General features: G+C 49.7%; 19 protein-coding genes. 18 read left to right on the top strand and 1 reads right to left on the bottom strand.

The annotated features are described in order from the left end of the window. The first annotated feature begins 151 nt into the window (after positions 1–151). The 3 genes from JJQ72_RS05245 to JJQ72_RS05235 all read left to right on the top strand — a co-directional run bounded on the left by JJQ72_RS05245 (position 152) and on the right by JJQ72_RS05235 (position 4,623). Positions 152–1,729, top strand: a complete 1,578-nt coding sequence (locus JJQ72_RS05245) for a response regulator (protein ID WP_208202977.1) — start codon at positions 152–154, stop codon at positions 1,727–1,729. After that, positions 1,726–3,531 (top strand): sensor histidine kinase, encoded by a 1,806-nt coding sequence (locus JJQ72_RS05240; RefSeq protein WP_208202976.1) that lies wholly within the window; start codon positions 1,726–1,728, stop codon positions 3,529–3,531. The genes JJQ72_RS05245 and JJQ72_RS05240 overlap by 4 nt, the downstream gene beginning before the upstream one ends. A 93-nt stretch (positions 3,532–3,624) precedes the next feature. Continuing rightward, entirely contained in the window at positions 3,625–4,623 is a 999-nt protein-coding gene (locus tag JJQ72_RS05235; protein ID WP_138225128.1) for a hypothetical protein, read from the top strand. A gap of 262 nt (positions 4,624–4,885) precedes the next feature. Here JJQ72_RS05235 and mnmA read toward each other — a convergent pair whose 3' ends face one another. Beyond that, a complete protein-coding gene (gene mnmA, locus JJQ72_RS05230) occupies positions 4,886–5,995 on the bottom strand; it encodes a tRNA 2-thiouridine(34) synthase MnmA (protein WP_138225129.1) in 1,110 nt (369 codons plus the stop codon). A gap of 278 nt (positions 5,996–6,273) precedes the next feature. Between mnmA and cymR the strand changes: the two genes are divergently transcribed. The 15 genes from cymR (at position 6,274) to JJQ72_RS05155 (ending at position 22,315) form a co-directional block, all read left to right on the top strand. Further along, the gene (gene cymR, locus JJQ72_RS05225; RefSeq protein ID WP_138225130.1) at positions 6,274–6,693 is read left to right on the top strand and encodes a cysteine metabolism transcriptional regulator CymR; all 420 of its coding nucleotides are present in this window, start codon (positions 6,274–6,276) and stop codon (positions 6,691–6,693) included. A gap of 11 nt (positions 6,694–6,704) precedes the next feature. Then, the gene (locus JJQ72_RS05220) at positions 6,705–7,850 is read left to right on the top strand and encodes a cysteine desulfurase family protein (RefSeq protein ID WP_208202975.1); all 1,146 of its coding nucleotides are present in this window, start codon (positions 6,705–6,707) and stop codon (positions 7,848–7,850) included. A gap of 125 nt (positions 7,851–7,975) precedes the next feature. After that, positions 7,976–8,497, top strand: coding sequence for a PRC-barrel domain-containing protein (locus JJQ72_RS05215; RefSeq protein ID WP_138225132.1), 522 nt, complete (start codon positions 7,976–7,978; stop codon positions 8,495–8,497). A gap of 11 nt (positions 8,498–8,508) precedes the next feature. Continuing rightward, the gene (locus tag JJQ72_RS05210) at positions 8,509–8,721 is read left to right on the top strand and encodes a hypothetical protein (protein WP_208202974.1); all 213 of its coding nucleotides are present in this window, start codon (positions 8,509–8,511) and stop codon (positions 8,719–8,721) included. A gap of 150 nt (positions 8,722–8,871) precedes the next feature. Then, the gene (locus JJQ72_RS05205; RefSeq protein WP_138225134.1) at positions 8,872–9,936 is read left to right on the top strand and encodes an AI-2E family transporter; all 1,065 of its coding nucleotides are present in this window, start codon (positions 8,872–8,874) and stop codon (positions 9,934–9,936) included. 440 nt (positions 9,937–10,376) lie between these two features. Continuing rightward, positions 10,377–13,001: an alanine--tRNA ligase gene (alaS, locus tag JJQ72_RS05200; RefSeq protein WP_279591688.1), complete on the top strand. Its 2,625-nt coding sequence runs from the start codon at positions 10,377–10,379 to the stop codon at positions 12,999–13,001. A 164-nt stretch (positions 13,002–13,165) separates the two neighbouring features. Beyond that, complete coding sequence (locus tag JJQ72_RS05195; protein WP_138225136.1) at positions 13,166–13,426, top strand: IreB family regulatory phosphoprotein; 261 nt, start codon at positions 13,166–13,168, stop codon at positions 13,424–13,426. Positions 13,427–13,436: 10 nt separating this feature from the next. Continuing rightward, the gene (ruvX, locus tag JJQ72_RS05190) at positions 13,437–13,847 is read left to right on the top strand and encodes a Holliday junction resolvase RuvX (protein WP_138225137.1); all 411 of its coding nucleotides are present in this window, start codon (positions 13,437–13,439) and stop codon (positions 13,845–13,847) included. A gap of 17 nt (positions 13,848–13,864) precedes the next feature. Then, positions 13,865–14,173 carry a DUF1292 domain-containing protein gene (locus JJQ72_RS05185; protein WP_138225138.1) on the top strand — a complete coding sequence of 103 codons (309 nt, stop codon included), beginning with the start codon at positions 13,865–13,867 and terminating at the stop codon, positions 14,171–14,173. After that, on the top strand, positions 14,166–14,477 hold the full coding sequence (locus JJQ72_RS05180) for a DUF1292 domain-containing protein (RefSeq protein WP_138225139.1): 312 nt from the start codon (positions 14,166–14,168) through the stop codon (positions 14,475–14,477). The genes JJQ72_RS05185 and JJQ72_RS05180 overlap by 8 nt, the downstream gene beginning before the upstream one ends. Positions 14,478–14,585: 108 nt before the next feature. Continuing rightward, complete coding sequence (gene mltG / locus JJQ72_RS05175) at positions 14,586–15,632, top strand: endolytic transglycosylase MltG (RefSeq protein ID WP_208202972.1); 1,047 nt, start codon at positions 14,586–14,588, stop codon at positions 15,630–15,632. A 12-nt stretch (positions 15,633–15,644) separates the two neighbouring features. Then, positions 15,645–16,577, top strand: coding sequence for a peptidase U32 family protein (locus JJQ72_RS05170; protein ID WP_208202971.1), 933 nt, complete (start codon positions 15,645–15,647; stop codon positions 16,575–16,577). Positions 16,578–16,635: 58 nt separating this feature from the next. After that, positions 16,636–17,958, top strand: coding sequence for a peptidase U32 family protein (locus JJQ72_RS05165; RefSeq protein ID WP_208203009.1), 1,323 nt, complete (start codon positions 16,636–16,638; stop codon positions 17,956–17,958). A gap of 271 nt (positions 17,959–18,229) precedes the next feature. Continuing rightward, positions 18,230–20,392 (top strand): methyl-accepting chemotaxis protein, encoded by a 2,163-nt coding sequence (locus tag JJQ72_RS05160; RefSeq protein ID WP_208203008.1) that lies wholly within the window; start codon positions 18,230–18,232, stop codon positions 20,390–20,392. Between the two features lie 156 nt (positions 20,393–20,548). Continuing rightward, positions 20,549–22,315 (top strand): peptidoglycan D,D-transpeptidase FtsI family protein, encoded by a 1,767-nt coding sequence (locus JJQ72_RS05155; RefSeq protein WP_208202970.1) that lies wholly within the window; start codon positions 20,549–20,551, stop codon positions 22,313–22,315. Positions 22,316–22,335: the final 20 nt, after the last annotated feature.

Raw genomic sequence — 22,335 nt, 5'->3', positions numbered from 1 at the left:
TTGCTCTGAACTTGAGAGGTATATTTATTCTTAAACGTTAAAAATATGTATTAAGTATGTTTTATTAAAGAGTTAGTTTACTGTTATGATTTTTTTATATATAATATTGCTACCCTGAATAAGGCCAATCCAGTAGCAGTGGGAGGCAGGTATGATCAAAGCATTAATTGTGGATGATGAAAGAAGAACTAGAGATTTTTTGCTGCGTTATATTCCATGGAGTGACATTGGAGTTACCTCGGTATTAACTGCGCCGGATGGATTGCAGGCTCTAGAGCTGGCCATGACGTTTAAGCCTGATCTTATATTAAGTGATATCATGATGCCCAAGATGAACGGGATTGACATGGCAAAGCGAATTAGAGAGAACAACATACAATCCAAGCTTATTTTTTTAAGCGCTTACTCAGAGAAGCCGCTGTTGAAATCAGCTATCCAACTGCAGGCTATCGATTTTATTGAAAAGCCTATTGATCGAGATGAAATTACGTCGTTACTCTCCAGGACAGCACAGTCTATTATTCAAGAACGGAATGAGCTGGATCTGAATCTTCTGCAGAGAAAAACTGTGAACGATCTATGTAACGAGACTGCCAATGGACATTCTTTAAGCAGCGCTCTGAATAAGCTGCAGTTTCCCGGTGATGTACCCTGTGTAACGATCTTGATCAAGCAGCTCCAGGCCGCGAAGCATTTATCAGTAATGGCTAACAATACGCATGCAGTATTGAGCATACTTACGCAAGAAGCTGTAAGTCTCATGGCCCATGTAAAGATGATATTCGCTCCATCGGCTGTAGAGGGTGATGTTATTGTTGTACATTGCACAGCGGCTTCTGCGATAAGTATGGAGGATATAAAGGATATGTGTCGGCGTCTCTTAACGCAAGCATCAGCACATGGGACCTCCGTGTTTATAAGCGTCGGCACACGGGTTGCCGATTGCAAGAACCTCCCGCAATCCTTTGCAGCAGCACAAAAGGGTTTGGGTAAAAGCTTTTTCCTGGGGGAAGCCTGTGTAACGGGTCAAGAAAAGCGGGGTGAAAGGGAGCGGTCTCTGGCAAACCTGAACATCGAAGAGTTGATCGAGAGCATTATCTCCTCCATCAAACAAAACCAGCCAGAGCAGACAGAGCTTTTTTTTCAGCAGCTTTTTGAGGTACTTAGAGAAGCTGAAGTGGAGCAAGTGACCCAGGTTCGCCAGTTCTTTTACATGTTATTGGTTGAAATACAAGAGTATATCAATAGTAACCAGTTAAATCTGAAACAGTTTCATGAAGAGGACATGGATACGGAGCATCAATACTTGTGGGAAATGGTTGCTGAATTTCCTACTATGTATCATTTTAAACACTATGTTGAGCGTCTAACCGCTTGGATTTTCGGTAAAATCAAGGAGCCAGGATCTAATGAAACGGCAGACGCAGTATTGAATATCATCAATCATCGTATTTCAGATGCTAATCTGGGTGTCAGCACAATGGCGCATGAGCTTTATTTGACACCATCTTATATTTGCCAAGCCTTTAAAAGAAAAACAGGAGTTACAATCAATCACTATATTACGAACGCTCGAATAAAGCTGGCTAAAGCGCTTCTTCAGGAGGAACTGCTAATGCATGAAGTGGCCGAGCGAGTGGGTTACAACGATCCTAAATATTTCACGAAAGTATTCAAAAAATCGGAAGGGGTGACCCCTTCGGAATACCAGAAGCGTGCGCGGTCATGATGTATGTACTCCAGTGGATCAGGTCAATTACCAATAATCTAAAGCTAAGGACCAAGCTGGTTATTAGCTTTACTTTGTTTCTAGTACTACCTTTGGGAATCTACACGGTCATTTCATACAATCAAGCTGCTGAAATCTTAAGAAATCAGACTATTGTAAATGCAGATCAGGCATTTGATGAGGCCGTTAATGGGGTGCATCACATTACAGAGTATATGGATCAGATATTAAACTCTGTCAGTCTTAATAAAGGGATTAACACGATTCTGTCTAAAAATGAGTATTCCACATTGTATCAACAAATTGCGGATTATTTTTATATTGAGAATACTCTTCAAGAATACGAATCGAATCGGTTCTCTCTTCGGCTTGAGCTCTATATGAAGGATTCTTTTGAGCAAACGTCTGATAATGTGAATACGTTTACATATTACAGTGCTCGGCAGGAAAACTGGTACCAGATCATGGAGCGTGAAGGACTAAACACCTACTGGTTTAACGAACAAAATGTTAAAAACGGAGTTAAGTACCTGAGTGTGAGCAGAAAAATCTGGGACTTGAACAATTTAAACCGTCAGGTTGGCATTATCAAAATTAAAATAGAAGAGGAGATGGTCCTCTCTATACTTGAAAATAGCATTATTCATCAAGATAGCCAGGTTTTCTTGGAGCATTCACCAGGGCATATCCTACTAAGAGCCGGGATTTTGACGCCAGATATCGACAAAGCGGCCTCCTTTCTCGGCAAAATTGAACCCGAACAGTCTTGGGAACCATACACTTATGATAATCAGCAGATGCTTGTTAACCAGGCTAGTATTCGCGGTACACCCTGGAACTTGACAACCATTGTTCCTATGAACAGTGTCCTCAAGAATATCACAGCGCTTAACCAACAAATGCTGTGGTCTATGCTCATCATTGCTGTCATCGGCTATGTAATGGCCTTATATACTGCAAATCTTACTACGTTGCGTATTACTAAGCTTATCCAGCGAATGAAAGGGCTGCCAGAGGGGCGGTTTCTCTCCATACAGGGATATCACGGCAGGGATGAGGTCGGAGAGTTGATCGACAATTATAATTATATGATTGAGCAGATCCAGAGGTTGATGAAAGATAAATTTGAAGCTGGTAAAGCTCTGAAGCATGCTGAACTGAGAACGCTTCAAGCTCAGATTAATCCGCATTTTTTGTATAATACCCTTGATGTCATTAATATTATGGCTGCTGAGCATGGTGTTTCTGAAATATCACATACCGTGAAGCAGCTGACAACCTATTACAAGCTTGGACTTAATAAGGGCAGGGATATGGTGAGTCTCAAGGATGAATTAAAACATGTTGAGGCTTATATAGAAATTCAAAATATCCGGTTTGAGCATTCATGCAATTTATCAATAGACGTGCCTGAATCGCTTCTGTCCTGTATGCTGCCGAAGCTAACGCTCCAGCCTATTATTGAGAATGCTGTAATTCATGGCATATTGGAATCTAGTATTCCTGAAGGGCAGATTACAATTAAAGTTTATGCTGAAGGGGATACATACTTTATTCAAGTAACAGATACGGGACCTGGATTCAAGCCTGCTAGTTTGAATACGTCCTTCCAGCAAGATCAAGAGCACCTCAATGGGTTTGGAATGGTTAATGTGCACGAACGGATATGTCTCACTTACGGCGATACTTATGGACTTGAGGTGGATGCATCTTATGCAGATGGAGCCAGAGTCACTCTCAAATTACCAATCTATAAGGATGAGGATTCTATAAGCAGCAACCAATTTTCCTCCAAAACATAATCTTTCCTCTTTATATTGATTTTGGAAGAGGGTTATAATGAAGTTGTTTTCAGCCGCGGTGAAAACGCATTCAATTATACAGGATGAGGTGAAATGATGTTTTTGTTAAAAAACAGCCGGTATTCACTCGTATTGTTCCTCGTGTTCTCTATGATCAGCGCATCCATGTTGAGCGCTACAGGAAATGTTCATGCGGCTACGGGTCCGGGAGGACTGAATTATTCGGGCGGATTAACCTGGAATTCATCCACAGGCACGTTGACATTCACAGGAACAGGAAGCATCCAAGGTTTTTATTACGACGTGCCCACTACCGTTAAGAAGGTAGTGATCAAAAGCAATGTTACGGTTACTGGCGCCTTTAAATTCTATGGCAATGCTACAATTGAGGGGGAAAACCAGAACACCTCGGTCATTTATGGTACACCGGAGCAAAAGTACACTCAGAATCGCGGACTGAATCCGTGGGAGCATAATGCCATTGCTCTAATGTCAAATGCGACACTGAACGTCAAAAATCTGAAGACCCTGAATCCTAGAGGATATCATATTTCAGGGTATGGATCTGCAACAGTGATCCATGCAGACCGTGTAAGCCTGATTGATGATCGTGGTGGAGATCAGAACAATAGTGACGGTTTTATTGGATCTAATGGTTCTTCGATCAAGAACAGTTTCATTAAAACCGGCGACGATTCCATTAAATTGTACCGCAATATGACGATTGAAAATGTTGAAATCCACATGCTTCGTAATGGCGCACCCATCCAGTTTGGATGGAATGATGACGACAATCAGAATGTGACTGCTACCATTACAGGCCTCAAGGTGGTCGGGAAAAGTCCGAACAACTATTACAATCTCGCCGTATTTACTTGGTTGAACAATAATAACACATCAACTAAAAACATCACGATCAGTGATGTAGATATTCAGGTTCCGGGCGCTAAACTGTTCCAGTTAAACCCATCTGGCGGAACAGCGAATATTACGATGACGGGAGCCACAATCCAAACCGGTACTTATGGGGTTAAGAACACTAAGGGCACAATCAGCATTAACGGCTCCACCCAACAGAAAAATAATTACTAAGGTCTAAATTGCGTTTCTCTTAAAGCTGGAGTGAAGAATCCGTACAATGTATCCCGGGCAAGGCTGGGAGCATCGTGCGGATTTTTTGCATCGGTAATATCAGAAGCTTATGACGCTGTGTTGTTTCGGAGGGAATGATATGCCCAAAGACAAGGATGATCTATTCTGCCTCTTGTACCAAAACGCCCAGATGATGCATGAATAAATGATCCTTAACACAAAAGCACGGCCCAGCAGTTCATCTGCGGGCCGTGCTTTTGTGTTAATACGAGATTTTCTCTGACAATTCAATGGTTCCGCCGCCCAAGCAGGTTTCTCCGTCATAAAAGACGACGGCCTGCCCCGGCGTGATCGCTTTCTGCGGAGAGGCAAAGGCCACATGGGCAGTCCCGTCTTCCCGGCGGGTGACGGTAACCTCCTGGTCCGGCTGACGATAACGGAATTTGGCGGTGCAGGTGAATGACGCGGCGGGCACAGCCGCTTCCCCTGCAATCCAGTTCAGGCCGGAGGCAACAAGGCCGGTAGAATACAGGCTTGGGTGGTCACCTTGAACGACGTACAGGATGTTATCCTGAAGGTTCTTGTCGGCCACAAACCAAGGCTCTCCGGAGCCAGAGCCGCCGATGCCGAGGCCCTGGCGCTGACCTAGCGTATAATACATCAGCCCGTCATGCCGTCCCTTCACGTCCCCTGTCACAATATCGACCATATCTCCGCCCTGCGCCGGCAAGTATTGTCCCAGAAATTCTTTGAAGTTGCGCTCGCCAATAAAGCAGACGCCTGTGCTGTCTTTCTTCTTGGCCGTGTACAGTCCTGCTTCCTCTGCGAGGCGGCGAACCTCCGGCTTCGGCAAATGACCGATTGGAAACATCGCTTTGGACAGCTGTTCTTGATTGAGCGCGTTCAGGAAGTAGGTCTGATCTTTATTGCTGTCCACGCCGCGGAGAAGAGAATACACTCCGTCGTTCTCCACAACACGCGCATAGTGGCCGGTGGCCACATAATCCGCACCCAAATCGATAGCCTTGTTCAGAAACTCGCCAAACTTGATTTCACGATTGCACATGACATCCGGGTTCGGGGTTCTGCCTGCCTTATATTCATCCAGAAAATAGGAAAATACTTTATCGTAATATTCCTTTTCGAAATTGATGGTGTAATACGGGATATCCAGCTGCTCACAGACACGGCGTACGTCCTCGGCGTCCGCTTCTGCGGTACAATAGCCGAATTCATCAGTATCGTCCCAGTTCTTCATGAAGATGCCGATCACTTCATAGCCCTGCTGTTTCAGAAGCAGCGCGGTCACGGAAGAATCGACACCACCGGACATACCGACGACGATCCGCTTGCGAGTTGCTTGTTCTGTCATTGTTGATCACCATTTTCTAATTTGAATTGTGCCCATACCTGTATTCTATCACAACCTGTCCAGCTCTACACGGACATGATTTGTCCACTCCAGGTGAACAATTTGATGAACAGCTCCTGAAAATTCCCCACAAACGGCAATGGTATGTTACCATATACAGAGGTATTTGATCGGAATAAAGAGGTTATGTTAATGAGGGTGTGAAATCTTTTCCATTTTCCGATGAAATCAAGGAAGAAATAAACATATAACAACCATTGTAGAGAGGTGTCCCCTTAATGAAGATATCAACAAAAGGCAGATATGGATTGACGATTATGATGGAGCTGGCGGCCAAGTTCGGAGAAGGGCCAACCTCGCTGAAGAGCATTGCCGAGAAAAATCAGCTGTCTGAGCATTATCTGGAGCAGCTCATTGCTCCGCTGCGCAATGCCGGGCTCGTCAAGAGCATCCGCGGTGCCTACGGCGGCTATATTTTGTCCCGGGAGCCGGAAAGCATAACGGCCGGTGACATTATCCGCGTGCTGGAGGGACCGATTTCCCCGGTCGATTTTACGGAAGAGGATGACCCGGCTAAGCGGGATTTGTGGCTGCGCATTCGGGACAGTATTGCCGAGGTGCTTGACTCCACAACGCTGGACAACATGATTCACTATCAGGAACAGTCCGCTTCGGACAATTATATGTTCTATATATAGGCGGTGCAGGAATGAACAAAATTTACTTGGATCACGCGGCTTCCTCTCCAATGCACCCGGAGGCCGCAGCGGCGATGATGTCCGTCATGACCGGGCACTTCGGGAATGCTTCCAGCGTTCACGGCTTCGGCCGCGAAGCCAAAAAGATCGTGAATGGCTCCCGTGACCGGATTGCAGCCTTGCTCGGCTGTGATCCGGATGAGCTAATCTTTACATCTGGCGGTACAGAGAGCGACAACCTGGCTATTCTGGGAACGTTGGCGGCAGATCATGCCCGCGGCAAGCATATCATCACATCGTCTGTGGAGCACCATGCGGTGCTCCACACCTGTCATGAGCTGGAGCGGCAGGGCTGGGAGGTAACTTATCTGCCGGTGGACAAGACAGGACGGGTATCTGTAAGTGATGTAGAAGCAAGCATTCAAGATGACACAGCGCTGATTACGATTATGTATGGCAACAATGAAGTGGGCACGCTTCAGCCTATCGCCGAGATTGGGGAGCTGGCGCGCAGCCGCGGCATTGTCATGCACACGGACGCTGTTCAGGCGCTGGGGATGGAGGAGATCTCGTGCCGGGAGCTGCCGGTGAATTTATGGAGCTTCTCGGCACATAAGGTGAACGGGCCGCAGGGAATCGGTGCGCTCGTCCATCGCCGAGGAACTTCCCTGGCACCGCGTCAGCACGGCGGCCTGCAGGAGAAGAAGCGCCGGGCAGGCACCGAGAATATGGCGGGCATAGCCGGCTTCGCCAAGGCTCTGGAGCTTGCCGTGCCCTCCCTTTCCGAACGCCGGGGTCATGCAGAAGAACTGCGCAGCACGCTGCTAACCGGACTTCGCGCCGAAATCGGCGAAGAAGCGTTCGTCATCAATGGCAGCGAGGAGCACTACATGCCGCATATTCTGAATATCAGCTTCCCGGGCATCCCTACAGAAACGATGCTGATGAATCTGGATATGGCAGGCATAGCTGCGGCGAGCGGCTCCGCCTGCACGTCAGGCTCCCTTGAAATTTCACATGTTCTGCTGGCAATGAACCTTCCTGAAAATGTTTATCGCTCCGCGATTCGCTTTAGTTTTGGTTTGGGTAATACTACTCAAGAAATGGAGTACACATCACAAAAAATTGGAACCTTCCTGAAACGGCTGCGTAAATAACCCTCAAGGATTCTCTCTTGAAATGGGTCAGGAGGTGTCAGTAGTCCATTTCATCCTTAGCACGAGCAGCGGCCATCGCTATCATCGTGCGAATTCGTAAAGGGATGAGGAGGTATCCAAGTCTTATGAAGCTTCAGGAAATGATTGGACTCGCTGTATTCGACGTGGAGAACGGCAAGGAGATTGGGAAAATCCACGATTTTATATTAGATGAACAATGGAATATTACCGGTTTTGAGCTGGAAGGCAAGGCTCTCTTTTCCTCACATGTGAAAACCGTATCATGGGACAACATTGAGGCTTATGGAGAGGATGCCGTCATGATCCGGAGTGAAGAAGTGATCGAGAAGACGGATGCTGACCAAATACCCTATACCTATCTGCTGGGGCGGCGGAAATTGAAAGAGATGCAGGTGCTGACAGAGGACGGGATGCTGCTCGGACGCATTTCGGATGTTTATTTTGAGCAGGAACAGGGCAATAAAGTACTAGGACTCGAAATTTCAGACGGATTTGTATCGGACTTGATTGAAGGCCGCAGATGGCTGCCTTGCACCCCGGAGATGAGTATTGGAGAAAGTGCCGTTATGGTGCCCCCGCTCAGCGAACAGCGACTGGAGAAAGCCATTAATTCTGTGAATGGATAGGTGAGGTTAGGATGTTGAAATGTCCAAATTGCAATTCCAAGGATATTGGTAAGATTGGCTCGCACCAATTTTACTGCTGGGGATGCTTTATTGAATTAACTGTCAATGGTGAGAAAATGTCTGTATATCAGGTGGAAGAGGATGGAACGCTCAGCTCGCTGGATGATCTGTTCTTTGGCGAGGAATATGCGCAGGATTTTCCTCCCATGCAGGCTTCTAACTGACGCAGATTTACATAGAATCATGACGGGAATCACACCCTTATGGCGCATGAGCGCTCACAGGGTGTGATTCTTTTTTTATAATTTGCAGGGCTCGTACATATACTTACAAGGCAGGTGGCTTCTGAAAGCTGTGGAAGGAGAGGATGTCTTGTGGATCAGCTGGGTGCAAGCAAATGGTTCAGGCTGCTGATCTGGGTGCTGCTTTCCCTGATTATTTTATATTTCGTATGGCTGCTGCGGCCGATGCTGATGGACGTATACCGATTCTTAAAGGCCGTGCTGGCGCCTTTTTTAATTGCCATGATCATATCCTATGTGTTAAATCCCATCGTCTGTCTGCTCTCGGAGCGCAAGATGCCTCGAAGCATAGCAGTGCTGCTCATTTATGCCGTATTTCTGACCTGCCTGGCCGTTATCATCATCAACATGATTCCGATGCTGATCCGCCAGCTGGAGGAGCTCAATGAGCATCTTCCCGAATTTACGATGCATGCCCAGAGCCTGATGAGCAGCCTAGACAGCAAAATACTGCCGCCCGGTGTTCGCACGGGCATGAACAGCTGGCTGTACCATATGGAAACCCGTGTCGCTGGCAGTATTTCGCAGTTTATGGACAATATCGGCACGACGATCGGTGTGCTGTTTAACATTCTGGTGGTACCTTTTCTGATTTTTTACATCTTGAAGGATTTCGAAGTGTTCCAACGAACGGCAGTTTCTTATTTGCCACGGAGCCGCAGAAAGTCGATTGTAACCATGCTGCGGGAGATTGATACAGCGCTGGGCAACTATGTTCGGGGGCAGTTTATCGTCTGCCTGATCATCGGAGTGCTGGCATATATCGGTTATATGCTTATCGGAATGCCGTACGCGCTGCTGTTTGCCAGCATTGTGGCTCTGTTTAACATTGTTCCGTACGTCGGCCCGTTCTTCGGTGCGGCTCCGGCCCTGCTGATGGCGTCAACCATTTCACTGAAGCTGCTGCTGCTGGCGGCCCTGGTGAATGTTGTGTGTCAGATGCTGGAGGGCAATGTGATTTCTCCGCAGGTTGTCGGCAAAAAGCTTCATATGCATCCGCTGTTAATTATCTTTGCGCTTCTCGTCGGCGGCCAGCTTGCCGGCATGGTGGGACTGATTTTGGCGGTACCGGTCTTTGCGGTTATGAAGGTGCTGCTGCAGCATTTTTTCGCCTATGCCGTTCGCCGGAAAACCTGACCCTATAAAAGGGATTGCCCTTCATTGACAGAAGCAGAGGGCATGGATATACTTGAAAATATTAAGTCCATATGACCTAAATCGATGAGGGAAAGAAGTAGATCTGACGGATGCTTTACCAGAGAAGAAGCTCCTGCTGCGTGCTGCAGCGTTGGGTGCAAGAGCTTCAAAGCATCGCTGATCGAAAGCAGATTTCCGAGTGTGAGCCTAACCTCACCGGCTGGCAGCCGTTATCTAATGCCGCAACAAGGCGATCTCTTTTAGCCTGTCCGAAGCTTTGCTTCTTAAGGACAAGAAGTGCTGGAAGGCAAGGAGATAACCAGGGTGGTACCGCGATAAACATCGTCCCTGATTCTATTCAGGGGCTTTTTTTATGCTCAAAACCCGGCATATCCCATTTTTTATTCCTAAATAACCTAAATAAACGGAGGATGAAGAACATGAAAGCAAGTGAAATCCGCTCCAAATGGCTGGAGTTTTTTGCAGAGAAAGGACATAAGGTTGAGCCCAGTGCCTCCCTGGTACCGCACAACGACCCGTCGCTGCTGTGGATTAACGCCGGTATGGCTCCGCTGAAATCCTACTTTGACGGGCGTGAGAAGCCGGACAATCCGCGGATTGCGAATTCGCAGAAATGCATCCGGACCAATGACATTGAGAATGTCGGCAAAACGCGCCGTCACCACACGTTTTTTGAAATGCTGGGCAACTTCTCGATCGGCGATTATTTTAAGGAAGAGGTCATTACATGGGCGTGGGAGTTTCTGACGGATCGCAAATGGATCGGCTTTGATCCCGAGAAGCTGTCGGTTACGGTGTACCCGGAGGATGAGGAAGCCTACAAGCTGTGGAATGAGAAAATCGGGCTGCCAGCCAGCCGCATTGTGAAGCTGGAGGACAATTTCTGGGATATTGGCGAGGGGCCTTGCGGTCCGTGTACGGAAATTTTCTATGACCGCGGCGAAGCTTACGGGAATGACGCTTCGGATCCTGAGCTGTACCCGGGTGGGGAAAATGAAAGGTATCTGGAGGTTTGGAACCTCGTCTTCTCCCAGTTCAACCATAACAAAGATGGCAGCTATACACCGCTTCCGAATAAGAACATTGATACCGGGGCGGGCCTGGAGCGCTTTGCCATCATTCTTCAGAATGTAGATTCCAACTTCGATACTGATCTGTTCCAGCCGATTATTCAGCAGACCGCCGCGCTGGCAGGCGTCAAGTACAACCACAGCACAGAAACCGATGTTGCGTTCAAGGTGATTGCCGATCATATCCGGACGGTGGCGTTTGCGGTCGGTGACGGGGTGCTGCCTTCCAATGAAGGACGAGGCTACGTGATTCGGCGCCTGCTGCGCCGTGCGGTTCGCTACGGCAAGGTGATCGGCCTGGACAAGCCATTCCTGTACAGCCTGACGGCGGTTGTGGGAGACATTATGGGCGTGTATTATCCGGAGGTTGTGGAGAAGCGCGAGTTCATCGAGAAGGTCATTGCAACGGAAGAGGAGCAGTTCCACAGAACACTGTCAGACGGACTAGGTATTCTCGCGGACATCAGTGCACGTGCTAAGGAGCAGGGACAAGCTCAAATCAGTGGCGGTGATGCGTTCAAGCTGTATGATACGTATGGCTTCCCGTTCGATTTGACGGAGGATTATGCACTGGAGCATGGCCTGACGGTAGACCGAGAGGGCTTTGATGCCGCGATGCAGGAACAGCGTGATCGTGCGCGCAGTGCCCGTCAAGAGACCGAGAGCATGAAGGTGCAGGGCGGTGTGCTGTCCGATTACACGGTTAAAAGTGAATTTATTGGATATAATGACACCGTTTGTGCTGCTAATGTCATCGCCCTAGTTACAGAGGAAGGCTTTGTGGAGCAGGTTGGTGAAGGCCAGTCCTGTCAGGTCATTCTGGATGCCACGCCATTTTATGCCGAGAGCGGCGGTCAGGTCAGCGACCAGGGGGTTCTGGAAGGCGAAGGCGTCCGCGCGCGGGTGGAAGGATTGTTCAAGGCACCGCATGGTCAGCATGTCCATCTGGTCACCGTGGAAGCGGGCGAGCTGAAGGTTCATGGCGCTGTGCAAGCACAGGTGGATTCCGACAAGCGCCGCGACATTGTGAAGAATCATACGGCAACGCACCTGCTGCATAAAGCGCTGAAGGAAGTGCTGGGGGATCATGTCAATCAGGCCGGATCTCTTGTAGAGCCGCAGCGTCTGCGTTTTGACTTTTCTCACTTTGGCAGCATTACGCCGGAGGAGCTCGCGGATATCGAGCGCCGCGTGAACGAGCAAATCTGGAAGGGCACTGCGGTAGTGATCGAGAAGAAATCCATCGACGAGGCCAAAGCGATGGGAGCGATGGCCCTCTTCGGCGAGAAGTACGGTGAAGTGGTCCGCGTCGTTCAGGTTGGCGATTACAGCCTGGAGCTATGCGGAGGCTGTCACGTCCAGAACACCTCTGAAATTGGCATATTCAAGCTGATCGGTGAAAGCGGAATTGGCTCGGGTGTTCGCCGGATTGAGGCTGTCACCGGTCGCTCGGCCTACCATTTTGCGGAATCCCAGGTCGATATCCTGAAGCAGTCCGCAGCTATTTTGAAGAGTAGCCTCCAGGATGTGCCGAAGCGGGTGGAGGCTCTGCAGCAGCAGCTGAAGGAGCTTTCCCGTGAGAATGAATCCCTGCAGGGCAAACTGAGCGCGATCGAAGCCGGACAGCTGAGCGACAAGGTTATCACAGCGGGAACCACCAAGCTGCTGGCCGCTGAAGTGCAGGCTGGAAGCATGGATGCCTTGCGTACGGTAGCGGATGAGCTGAAGAGCAAGCTGAGCGAGACGGTCGTTGTGCTTGGTGCAGTTATGGGTGATAAGGTGAACTTTGTCGTATCCGTGCCGAAAGAGCTTGTAGATAAAGGGCTTCATGCGGGCAAATTGGTGAAAGAGGTAGCTGCGGTTTGCGGCGGCGGGGGCGGCGGCCGTCCGGATATGGCCCAGGCTGGAGGCAAGGATGCTTCCAAGCTGCAGGCAGCCCTGAAGCGGGCGGAGGAGCTGGTAGCGGGCGCTTAATGCGGCGCCTGCTGCATCCCAGCGGGAATAATCCGCTGAAATTTTGCTCCTGCATTTCCAAAGGCGACGGCGTGTGTGTTATGATAGAACTAGATCAAGCTGGTAAATATTTTTTCAACGAAGATGGTCTGCAACATGTTCTTTGAAGAAGGTAGGTGTCACGCATGGACTCAATGGATAAGACAGTCAAGTTCAATGTAAAAGGTGATGAGCAGGAGGCTTCCGCCCGGGATATTATGCTGTCGGTATATGACGCATTGACCGAGAAGGATTATAACCCGATCAATCAGATTGTCGGTTATTTGCTTTCCGGGGACCCCGCTTATATACCGCGGCACAATAATGCCAGAAGCCTGATCGGCAAGAAAGAGCGAGACGAATTGATTGAAGAGCTGGTCCGGTTCTACCTAGCCAGTCACCGTTAGGAGTGCAAGGATGAAGATCATGGGATTGGATTACGGGGACCGTCGAATCGGTGTGGCGCTCAGCGATGTGTTCGGATGGACAGCACAAGGGCTCGAAGTCATTGAACGGCGCGGAGAAGACACCGGGTTGGATCGCATCACTGCCTTGGTGAAAGAGCATGAGGTAAGTGAAATTGTGGTCGGGCTGCCCAAGAATATGAATGGCAGCATCGGTCCTCGGGGTGAAATCTGCATGGAGTTCGCAGTCCTGCTGCGGGAATCCCTGTGCTTGCCCGTTCACCTTTGGGATGAGCGGCTCTCCACGGTATCTGCTGAGCGGACGCTGCTGGAAGCCGATGTCAGCCGCAAAAAACGCAAGCAAGTCATAGACAAGATGGCTGCAAGTTTAATTTTGCAAAACTACTTGGACTCTAAAAGGTAAAGGTGAGGGTGATAACAATGGCCAATGAACAAATGAACATGCAAGATGAACCGGAAATTATTTATATCCCTGATGAAGAGGGCAATGAGGAAGAGTTTGAAGTCATCATGAAGTTTGAAGTGGATGACTCCGATGCCAAATATATGATGGTTGTCCCGGTGGAAGGTGCCGACGAGGATAGCGATGAGGTGTATGCCTTCCGCTACGAGGAAGACGGGGACGATCTGAAGCTGTATATGATTGAGGATGACGAGGAATGGAGCATTGTGGAAGAAACCTTCAATACGCTCGTAGAGCAAATGGACGGGAGCCAGTTAGATGACTAATTATTCTCCGGAGCAGGTCGTTTGGACACAATCGCTGAGAGAAGCTTTTGGTGAGAGCGTCGAGCTGCAGGATGAGAGCGGTCAGACAGAAGTGTTCGACATCGCAGCAGAGTTTGAGGTGGACGGGGTAGGCTATGCTATTCTGGTTCAGCCAGACCGTAAAGATGAAGAATACGAAGTGCTGCGAATCGTGAAGGCTGGCGATGGCAGTCTAGAGCTGGCAACCATTGATGATGACGAGGAATGGGAGAATATCTCGGAGCTGTACGACGAGCTGACCTTCCCGGAAGAAGACGAGTACTAAGAAGTGAGCGGGTCATGCTTAGCCTCTGAGGCGCGGCATGTCCCAGCTTCAAACAGCTAAGGAAAGGGCGGAGCAGTCCGCCCTTTTTGGTATGGAGGAGAGTGCTTCATGAAGAAACTGGGCATCACACTGTTCTTGCTGCTTCTAATTGCTGGAGGGGCAGGATGGTATGTGTGGAATGGAATTCAGCCTGTTGAGGGCGGCGGACAGCCGGTAGAATTTACGATTGAGCCCGGAACGGGCACGTCCCGGATTGCAGAGCTGCTGGAGGAAAACGGACTCATTAAGAATGATCTTTTGTTCAAAGGGTATTTGAGACTGAATGAAGAAGGCAGCCGCTTTATGGCGGGCACCTACGAGGCTTCTCCGGGAACGACCTATCAAGAGCTGATTACGATGCTGAACAATGGAGAGGTCAAGCCCAAGGAAATGGTGAAATTTACAATCCCGGAGGGCTATACCGTGCGGCAGACCGCCCAAACCATTGCTGAAGCTACGGGCCTTGAGGAGCAGGAGCTGCTGGAGCTTATGGATTCCGTCAACGGCTGGGATTCCTCCCTTGTAGAAGGCATACCGGCAGAGGCTGAGCTGCGTCACCAGCTGGAGGGGTATCTCTTCCCTGCAACCTATGAGCTGCCGAAGGAAGGACTCACTGCTCTAAGTGTTATTCAGGGTATGCTGAGCCAAACGGAGAAGCGATTGGAGGATATCCCGAATTTGGAGTCTTTATTAGAGGAAAAAGGGCTCAGTATCCACGAGCTGCTCACGATCGCTTCCCTCGTGGAACGAGAGGTTGTGGCCGATCAGGAGCGGGCATTGGTAGCAGGAGTGATTTATAACCGGCTGGAGCAAGGCATGAAGCTGGAGATCGATGCCACGGTTCAATATTTGCTGGACAAGCCCAAAGCGAGGCTGCTGTTTAAGGATTTAGAGGTGGAGAGTCCGTACAATACGTATCGCAATCCGGGTCTGCCGCCCGGTCCCATCTCCAGCCCGAGTCTGGCCTCGATTGAGGCAGTGCTGAAGCCTGAAGCGTCAGAGTATCTGTTCTATGTGACGAAGAAGGACGGTACGCAGGAGCATTTATTTGCCAAGACTTATCAAGAGCATCTGAAAAATATTGAGATCAGCAACAATATGGCACAAGGTCAGTAGGAGGACATCCATATGAATTATTCACCAGAGCTGCTGGCTCCGGCGGGATCGATACATGAAGTGCAGGCATACCTGGCTGCAGGTGCAAATGCGGTGCTGGTGGGAGAGGATCTCTACGGCATGCGTCTCCCCGGCAGTATGGAGCTGAATGAAATTCGGGAGGCTGCAGAGCTTGCCCATGAACAGGGAGCCCGCCTGTACGTAAGCTTGAACAATCTGATGCCGAACGATCGGCTTGAGGTCATGTCACAATATGTAAAAGAGCTGGGACGCATTGGCGTCGATGCTGTAGAATTTAATGATCCTTCCGTGCTGCAGGCGGTGAAGGCTCACGCACCGGGCATTGCGCTGTACTGGAATGCTGAAATGACCTCTACCAACTTCTCCACAGCGAACTACTGGGGCCGGAGAGGAGCATCACGGATCATTCTTGCCCGGGAGCTCAACATGGATGAGATTACGGAAATGAAGCCGCTTCTGGAGATAGAAGCACAGGTTCAGGTGCACGGGATGACCAATATTTATCATTCCAAGCGAAGCCTCGTAAAGAGCTATATGGCTCATCAAGGACGTCCCATAACTGAAGGCAGCCTGGGGAAAGACCGGGGTTTGTTTCTTGTGGAAGCAGAACGGGCGGAAGAGAAGTTTCCGATTTATGAAGACGTGAACGGCACCCATATCATGAGCTCGGATGATATTTGTATTCTGGAGGATCTGCATCTGCTGCTGCAGGCCGGGATTCACAGCTTGAAGGTGGAGACGCTGCTGAAGCCTTGCACCTATAATGAAATCGTGCTGCGAACGTATCGCAAGGCCATTGACGCTTATATGGCAAATCCGGAGCAATATGAGTATCAGGAGCAGTGGATGGTGGACATTCGCCGCGTGCAGGATCCAGAGCGTGAGCTGTCATTCGGGTTCTTCTATAAAGAGCAGGTATATTAACAGGTGTCTATCAAAGACATTGAAACACATCAAGCAAGGAGTGAGCATCTTGGAAGCTATGGCACAGCCTGTGTATAAGGGACAACGCCACCGCCTGGATAAGCCGGAGCTGCTGGCACCGGCGGGTAATCTGGAGAAGCTGAAATTTGCCGTCCACTACGGGGCGGATGCTGTATATATTGGTGGACAGAAGTATGGTCTGCGCTCGAATGCGGACAACTTTACGTTTGAGGAAATGAAGGAAGGCGTAGAGTTCGCCCGAAAATATGGCGCCAAGGTATTCGTGGCTGCTAATATTTACGCCCATAACGAGGATATTGAGGGCATTGAGGACTATCTTCGCAATCTGTATGAGGCAGGAATTGCTGCAATCATTGCGGCAGATCCTGCAATTATCGAGATTGCGCAGCGTGTTGTCCCTGGCCTGGAGGTGCATTTGAGCACACAGCAGTCTACCTTGAATTGGCAAGCAGTGCAGTTCTGGAAGGAAGAGGGACTGCCGCGCGTCGTATTGGGACGAGAGACCAGCCTGCAAGAAATTGCGGAGATTAAAAATCACGTCGATATTGAAATTGAAGCGTTTGTGCACGGTGCCATGTGCTCGTCGTATTCGGGACGCTGCGTCCTCTCTAACCATTTCACGGACCGTGATTCCAATCGGGGAGGATGCTGCCAGTCCTGCCGCTGGAAGTACGATCTGTTTGAGGATGGACGGGACGAAGCGGCATCCTCGTTGCCGTCAGGGCTGCAGCCGCCAGCTTCGGCCCCTGCAGCCTTTAAGCCAGGCATCACTTCAATCCCGCTCTTTCAAAAAGAGGATCATGCTTTTACAATGGGTTCCAAGGATCTGTGCATGCTGGAGCATATTCCGGATTTGATTGAGGCGGGAATTGACAGCTTCAAGATCGAGGGACGCATGAAATCGATACATTATGTGGCAACGGTCGTGAATGTGTATCGGCAGGCCATTGATGCTTATATGGCAGATCCTGAGAACTATGTATTAAAGCCGGAATGGCTGGAAGAGTTAAACAAGGCTGCAAACCGGCCGCTGAACACCGGCTTTTTCTACGATACGCCGGATCATGAGGACCATATTTATGAACCGGAGGAGAAGGCAGCGCCTTATGACTTTGCGGGCCTCGTCATGGACTATGATGTCACAACCGGTGAGGCTGTGATTCAGCAGCGAAACCATTTCAAGCCGGGACAGCATATTGAATTTTTCGGGCCGGAAGGCACTTTTTTCAAGCAAACGGTTGGACAGCTGAAGGATGAAGCAGGACAAGCGCTGGATGCCGCAAGGCATCCGCTGCAGCGGATCCGCATGAAGGTAGATCATCCCGTCAAGCCATTTGATATGATGCGGAAGCGAAAATAGCGGCTTCATGATATCGCTTCTTTATTTCTAATGAAAACCTTCAAAGCTTACATGTTTATGTGAACCCAAAGTCCTTTTAGGATGGCGGGTTCCTTTTTTTTAGATTTGAAACTGGGTCTTTTGGATTATTTTAACCCTCATACCCAAAGATTTCTGTGCCTTTCTGTCGAAATAACTAGTAAGGAAGTCATTCGTGATTCGGGATTGGAAGCCTGAAGAGGATATTCAATCCAGCTTTGCTGTGACAATACGACATGTGGTGGGTGATACAATGGACGAATCAGATCAGAAGAAGATGAAGCCCAAGAAAGAGAAAAAAGCAAAAGAACGCAAAGCAGCAGCAAAGAGCACCAAGGCAGAAGGTGTGGGAAAGTCCCAGGCTTCCGGCATGATGTCCGGAGTGAGCGGAAAGAAGCAAGGCTTTGAATGGAACCCTGCGAAATCGGTAGGTATCCGGTTGTTTTTGATTTTCTTTATTACGATTGTGTTATTTGTGGTGACGTTAGGACAGATCTCCTACACCATGGCCAAGAACATTATTCAGAGCAATGCAGCGGATGCAAACCAGCAGACCATCATTCAGACCTCAGATAAGCTGGATATTATTTTGTCCAACTATCAGAATCTGAGCTCATACGACAGTGAATTGCAGGCTATGCTGACCGAGTATACTGCAGGCGGCTCCGATTATGATATGTTTGCGCTGGAAAAGAAGATTCGGGAGAAGCTGAACAATGAAATTACGGCGGACTCCAATATTAAGGCTATTTACATTATTCCGCCAAAGAAAAATAAAATTTTCTCTGCTGGAATTATGTCCAGATCTACGGAACAGATTACAGCTGAGCCTTGGGTTGAGGAGCTGTTGAAAGAGAAGAAAACGATGTGGCTGCCGACAAGGACGGAAGCCGATTCTCCGTATTTCTCCATGGCCCGCTCTTTAGGATCCATGCATGACTTCAGCCAAGTGTATATCTTTGTCATTGAGCTGCATGCAGACGTCCTCAACAGACAGCTAAAGGGCATTGACCTTGGGGATGGCGGCAGAATCCAGTTACTGAACCCGGAACTAAAGGTAGTCTCATCCAATGAAACCTCGGAGCTGGGCGAAGATTCGAAGTGGACCTTTATGAGCAGTGAGAACCGGGAAGGACGTTCCGGCAGCACGGTAGATGAAGACCCTAACGGCAATGATATTCTCGCCGTTTATGACGATTTGAATGTTAACGGCTGGACCGTGGTCGGCGCGATTCCAACAGAGCTCCTGACCAAGGATGCCAAGCGGATTCTGTTCATTACGAATCTGGCGGTTGTGATCGTTATTGTCATTGCGATTCTGATTGGCATGTGGATGGTTCATATGATTGCAAGGCCGCTGGGCAAGCTCAGCATGCTGATGAGAGAAGGCGCGAAGGGCAACCTCAATGTACGCACAGATCATCAGTCGAAAGACGAAATCGGCCAGCTGTCAGCCAGCTTTAACGAGATGATGGGCCAAATTACCGGTCTGGTCCGCCAGACCAGCAGTACCGCGCAGGATGTGCTGAGCACGGCTGTAGCATTGAGCGATGCATCCAAGAAAACGGCGCTGTCAGCGAAAGAAATTGCTGTAGCTACGGAGGAGATCGCGAACGGCGCAAGCAGCCTCGCAGTGGAGGCCGAGCGCGGCAGCGACTTGACGAGCAATATTTCCGATCAGATGCATGTGGTGGTCACCGCGAACGAAGAGATGAGCAAGGCGGCACGCCATGTGGAAAGCTCCAGCGAACGTGGAACGAAGCATCTCAATGATCTGCTGAACCGGACGCATGAAACAGAAGACATGACCCGTTCCATGATGAAGAAGGTGGATGGACTGAAAGAAACGACGTCTTCCGTCGTGAAGGTGCTGGAGGTTCTGCAAAATATTACGAAGCAGACGAATATTCTCTCCCTGAATGCAACTATTGAAGCAGCCCGCGCTGGAGCGGCAGGACGCGGCTTCATGGTCGTCGCGGATGAAATCCGCCAGCTTGCCGATCAGTCCAGGCAGTCCATTGATATGGTCAGTCAGATTACCGAGAAGATTATGAAAGAAATGAATGAAACGGTTCAGGTGCTTCTTGACGCCAACCCGCTGTTTAAGGCTCAAATGGATTCGGTGAAGGAAACGAATGAGATTTTTGAGTCTGTGCAGCAGCAGATGGTAGACTTTATCGCACGTCTGGATTCTGTCACGGATTCGATTGATGGCTTGAACCAATCCCAGGTCGTGCTGTCTGAGGCGATGGGGAACGTCAGCGCCGTAGCCGAGGAATCCTCGGCGACCTCCGAGGAGGTTGCTTCCTTGAGCAGCGAGCAGCAGAGCGTCAGCAATCAGCTGGTCGATCTATCGGAGAAGCTTGAGAATGTGTCCAATGAGCTGAAAGAGACACTTTCCCGCTTCACCCTCTAGAACTATCAATAACAGGTCCGTCCGCAAGATGTGCAGCCACTTGCGGACGGGCTTTTTTTGTCGTCATTGTAAGATGAATATCCACAGGCAGGTGTGTTTCAAGGCCACTGGGGAAATCATAGATATGATGATGTCATGCTTCAGGAGGGACTTACAATGCGAGAGATTTCACGCCGCCGGATGTACTACGGATGGCTTCTGGTGGCCTGCGTGCTTGTGCTGTTCATCGGCCGTCTGGCCTTTATTCAAATCTGGCTGAAGGGTCATCCGGTTCCAGCTACGCAGCATACCCTGATGGAAGCCGCAAGGCTTCAGCATGAGAGAGGCGTGGTGCTGGACAGCGGAAGAGGACATTTTCACGATCGTCACGGAGTTCCGCTAACCGGGAAGCTGATCTGGACCGCTGTCCTCTTTCCAGTGACGGATTGGAATGTATTTCAACCCGCCACGCTGAAGGACGTGGCAGTCATTCTGGACACGAAGCCTGATCAGCTGGCTGAGATCTGGTCCAGTTTAAAGGAGCCGGTGCTGTGGCACGGAGAAGGTCGAATTCCAGTGGCCTTGAGACCCGAGCAGCGAGATGCGCTCTCTGCTTTGGGGCTGACGCAGCTAAAGGTGTACCCGTATGAGCGAAGATACGAGGATAAGGAAAGCGGAATGCAGTGGCTTGGATATATATCGGGGCAGCGGAAGGAAACCCAGCGTTATGGTCAATACGATGGCATCACGGGCGGCAGCGGCTTGGAGAAAGCCTTGGATCCTCTCCTGAACAGCCTATCGCCCACCGTCGTCTACTTTAGCGTAGACGGACATAATCAGGTCATTCCAGAGCTTACACCTATGGTGAAGGCGAATCTCAACCCGTATTATCCACTCCGGTTCACGACGACCATAGATCTCTCCATTCAAAAAGAAGTTGAGCGCTTGATGTCTGAAGCCGGTGCTTCAGAAGGTGCAATTGTCGTTCAGGATGTACATAACGGAGATGTGGTAGCCATGGTTTCAAGCCCCTTCTACAATCCCGAGCGGATTCACCCCGCAGAGGGACAGTGGGAAAATAAAGCGCTGCAGGGAGCAGCGCCTGGCTCTATTTTTAAAATTGTAACGGCTGCTGCCGCCTTGGAAGCAGGGATCAGTACCCCGAAAGAAGTGTTTCATTGCAGCGGAGAATATGGCAGGTACGGTCTTTCCTGCTGGAAAAAACACGGTCATGGCAGGCTGACGCTTGAAGATGCGTTCGCCCAGTCATGTAATGTCGTGTTCGCCGAGCTGGGACAGCGGCTGTCTCCAGCACAATTTCAGCTCGCTGCACAGCAGCTGGGTGTGGGGCGCGTACTGGGCTGGCAAGCCTCCAATGTCCTGGGTGTTCCGGAGATAAGGCCTCTGGATCATGAAGAAAGCGGCAGCGTCTTCGCAGACCTTGAAGCGGCTGAGGATGAGGGAGTTAGGGTGCAGACGGCAATCGGTCAAAGAGATGTCATGATGACACCGCTGCAGGCCTCCAATATGATCGTTACTTTGCTGAACCAAGGACAAGGCTTTCGACCTCGAATGGTAAGCCGGGTGTCCTACGATAATGGACAAGAGCTGCAGCTTTGGCCGGTGCAGCGACTGCGACCCGAGAAGAGCCTGTCGCCGAAGACGACGTCTATCTTGCTGACATGGATGGAAAAGGTAGTGCAGAAGGGGACCGGCTCGGCATTGAAGCAGGGTGCCGCCTGGAGACTGGCCGGCAAGTCCGGCACTGCGGAGGTATTGCATCATGGAGCCGCTGCGAACCATCAATGGTTTACAGGGTACGGGCCGATCGAGGCTCCGCGATACGCAGTTAGTGTACTGCTGAAGAACCAGAAGCCCGGCTCGCGCCACCGGGCTACAGAGTTGTTCGGCAAAGTGATGAATATGCTGTCAGCCAGCAAGTAAACGCGAAGAGGCAATAGCGA

Origin of the sequence: Paenibacillus sp. F411, from assembly GCF_017582705.1 — a bacterium.
GTDB lineage: Bacteria > Bacillota > Bacilli > Paenibacillales > Paenibacillaceae > Paenibacillus_AQ > Paenibacillus_AQ algicola.
Note: the sequence above shows the minus strand (reverse complement) of the source record. Positions and strands in the feature narration are given on the sequence as shown.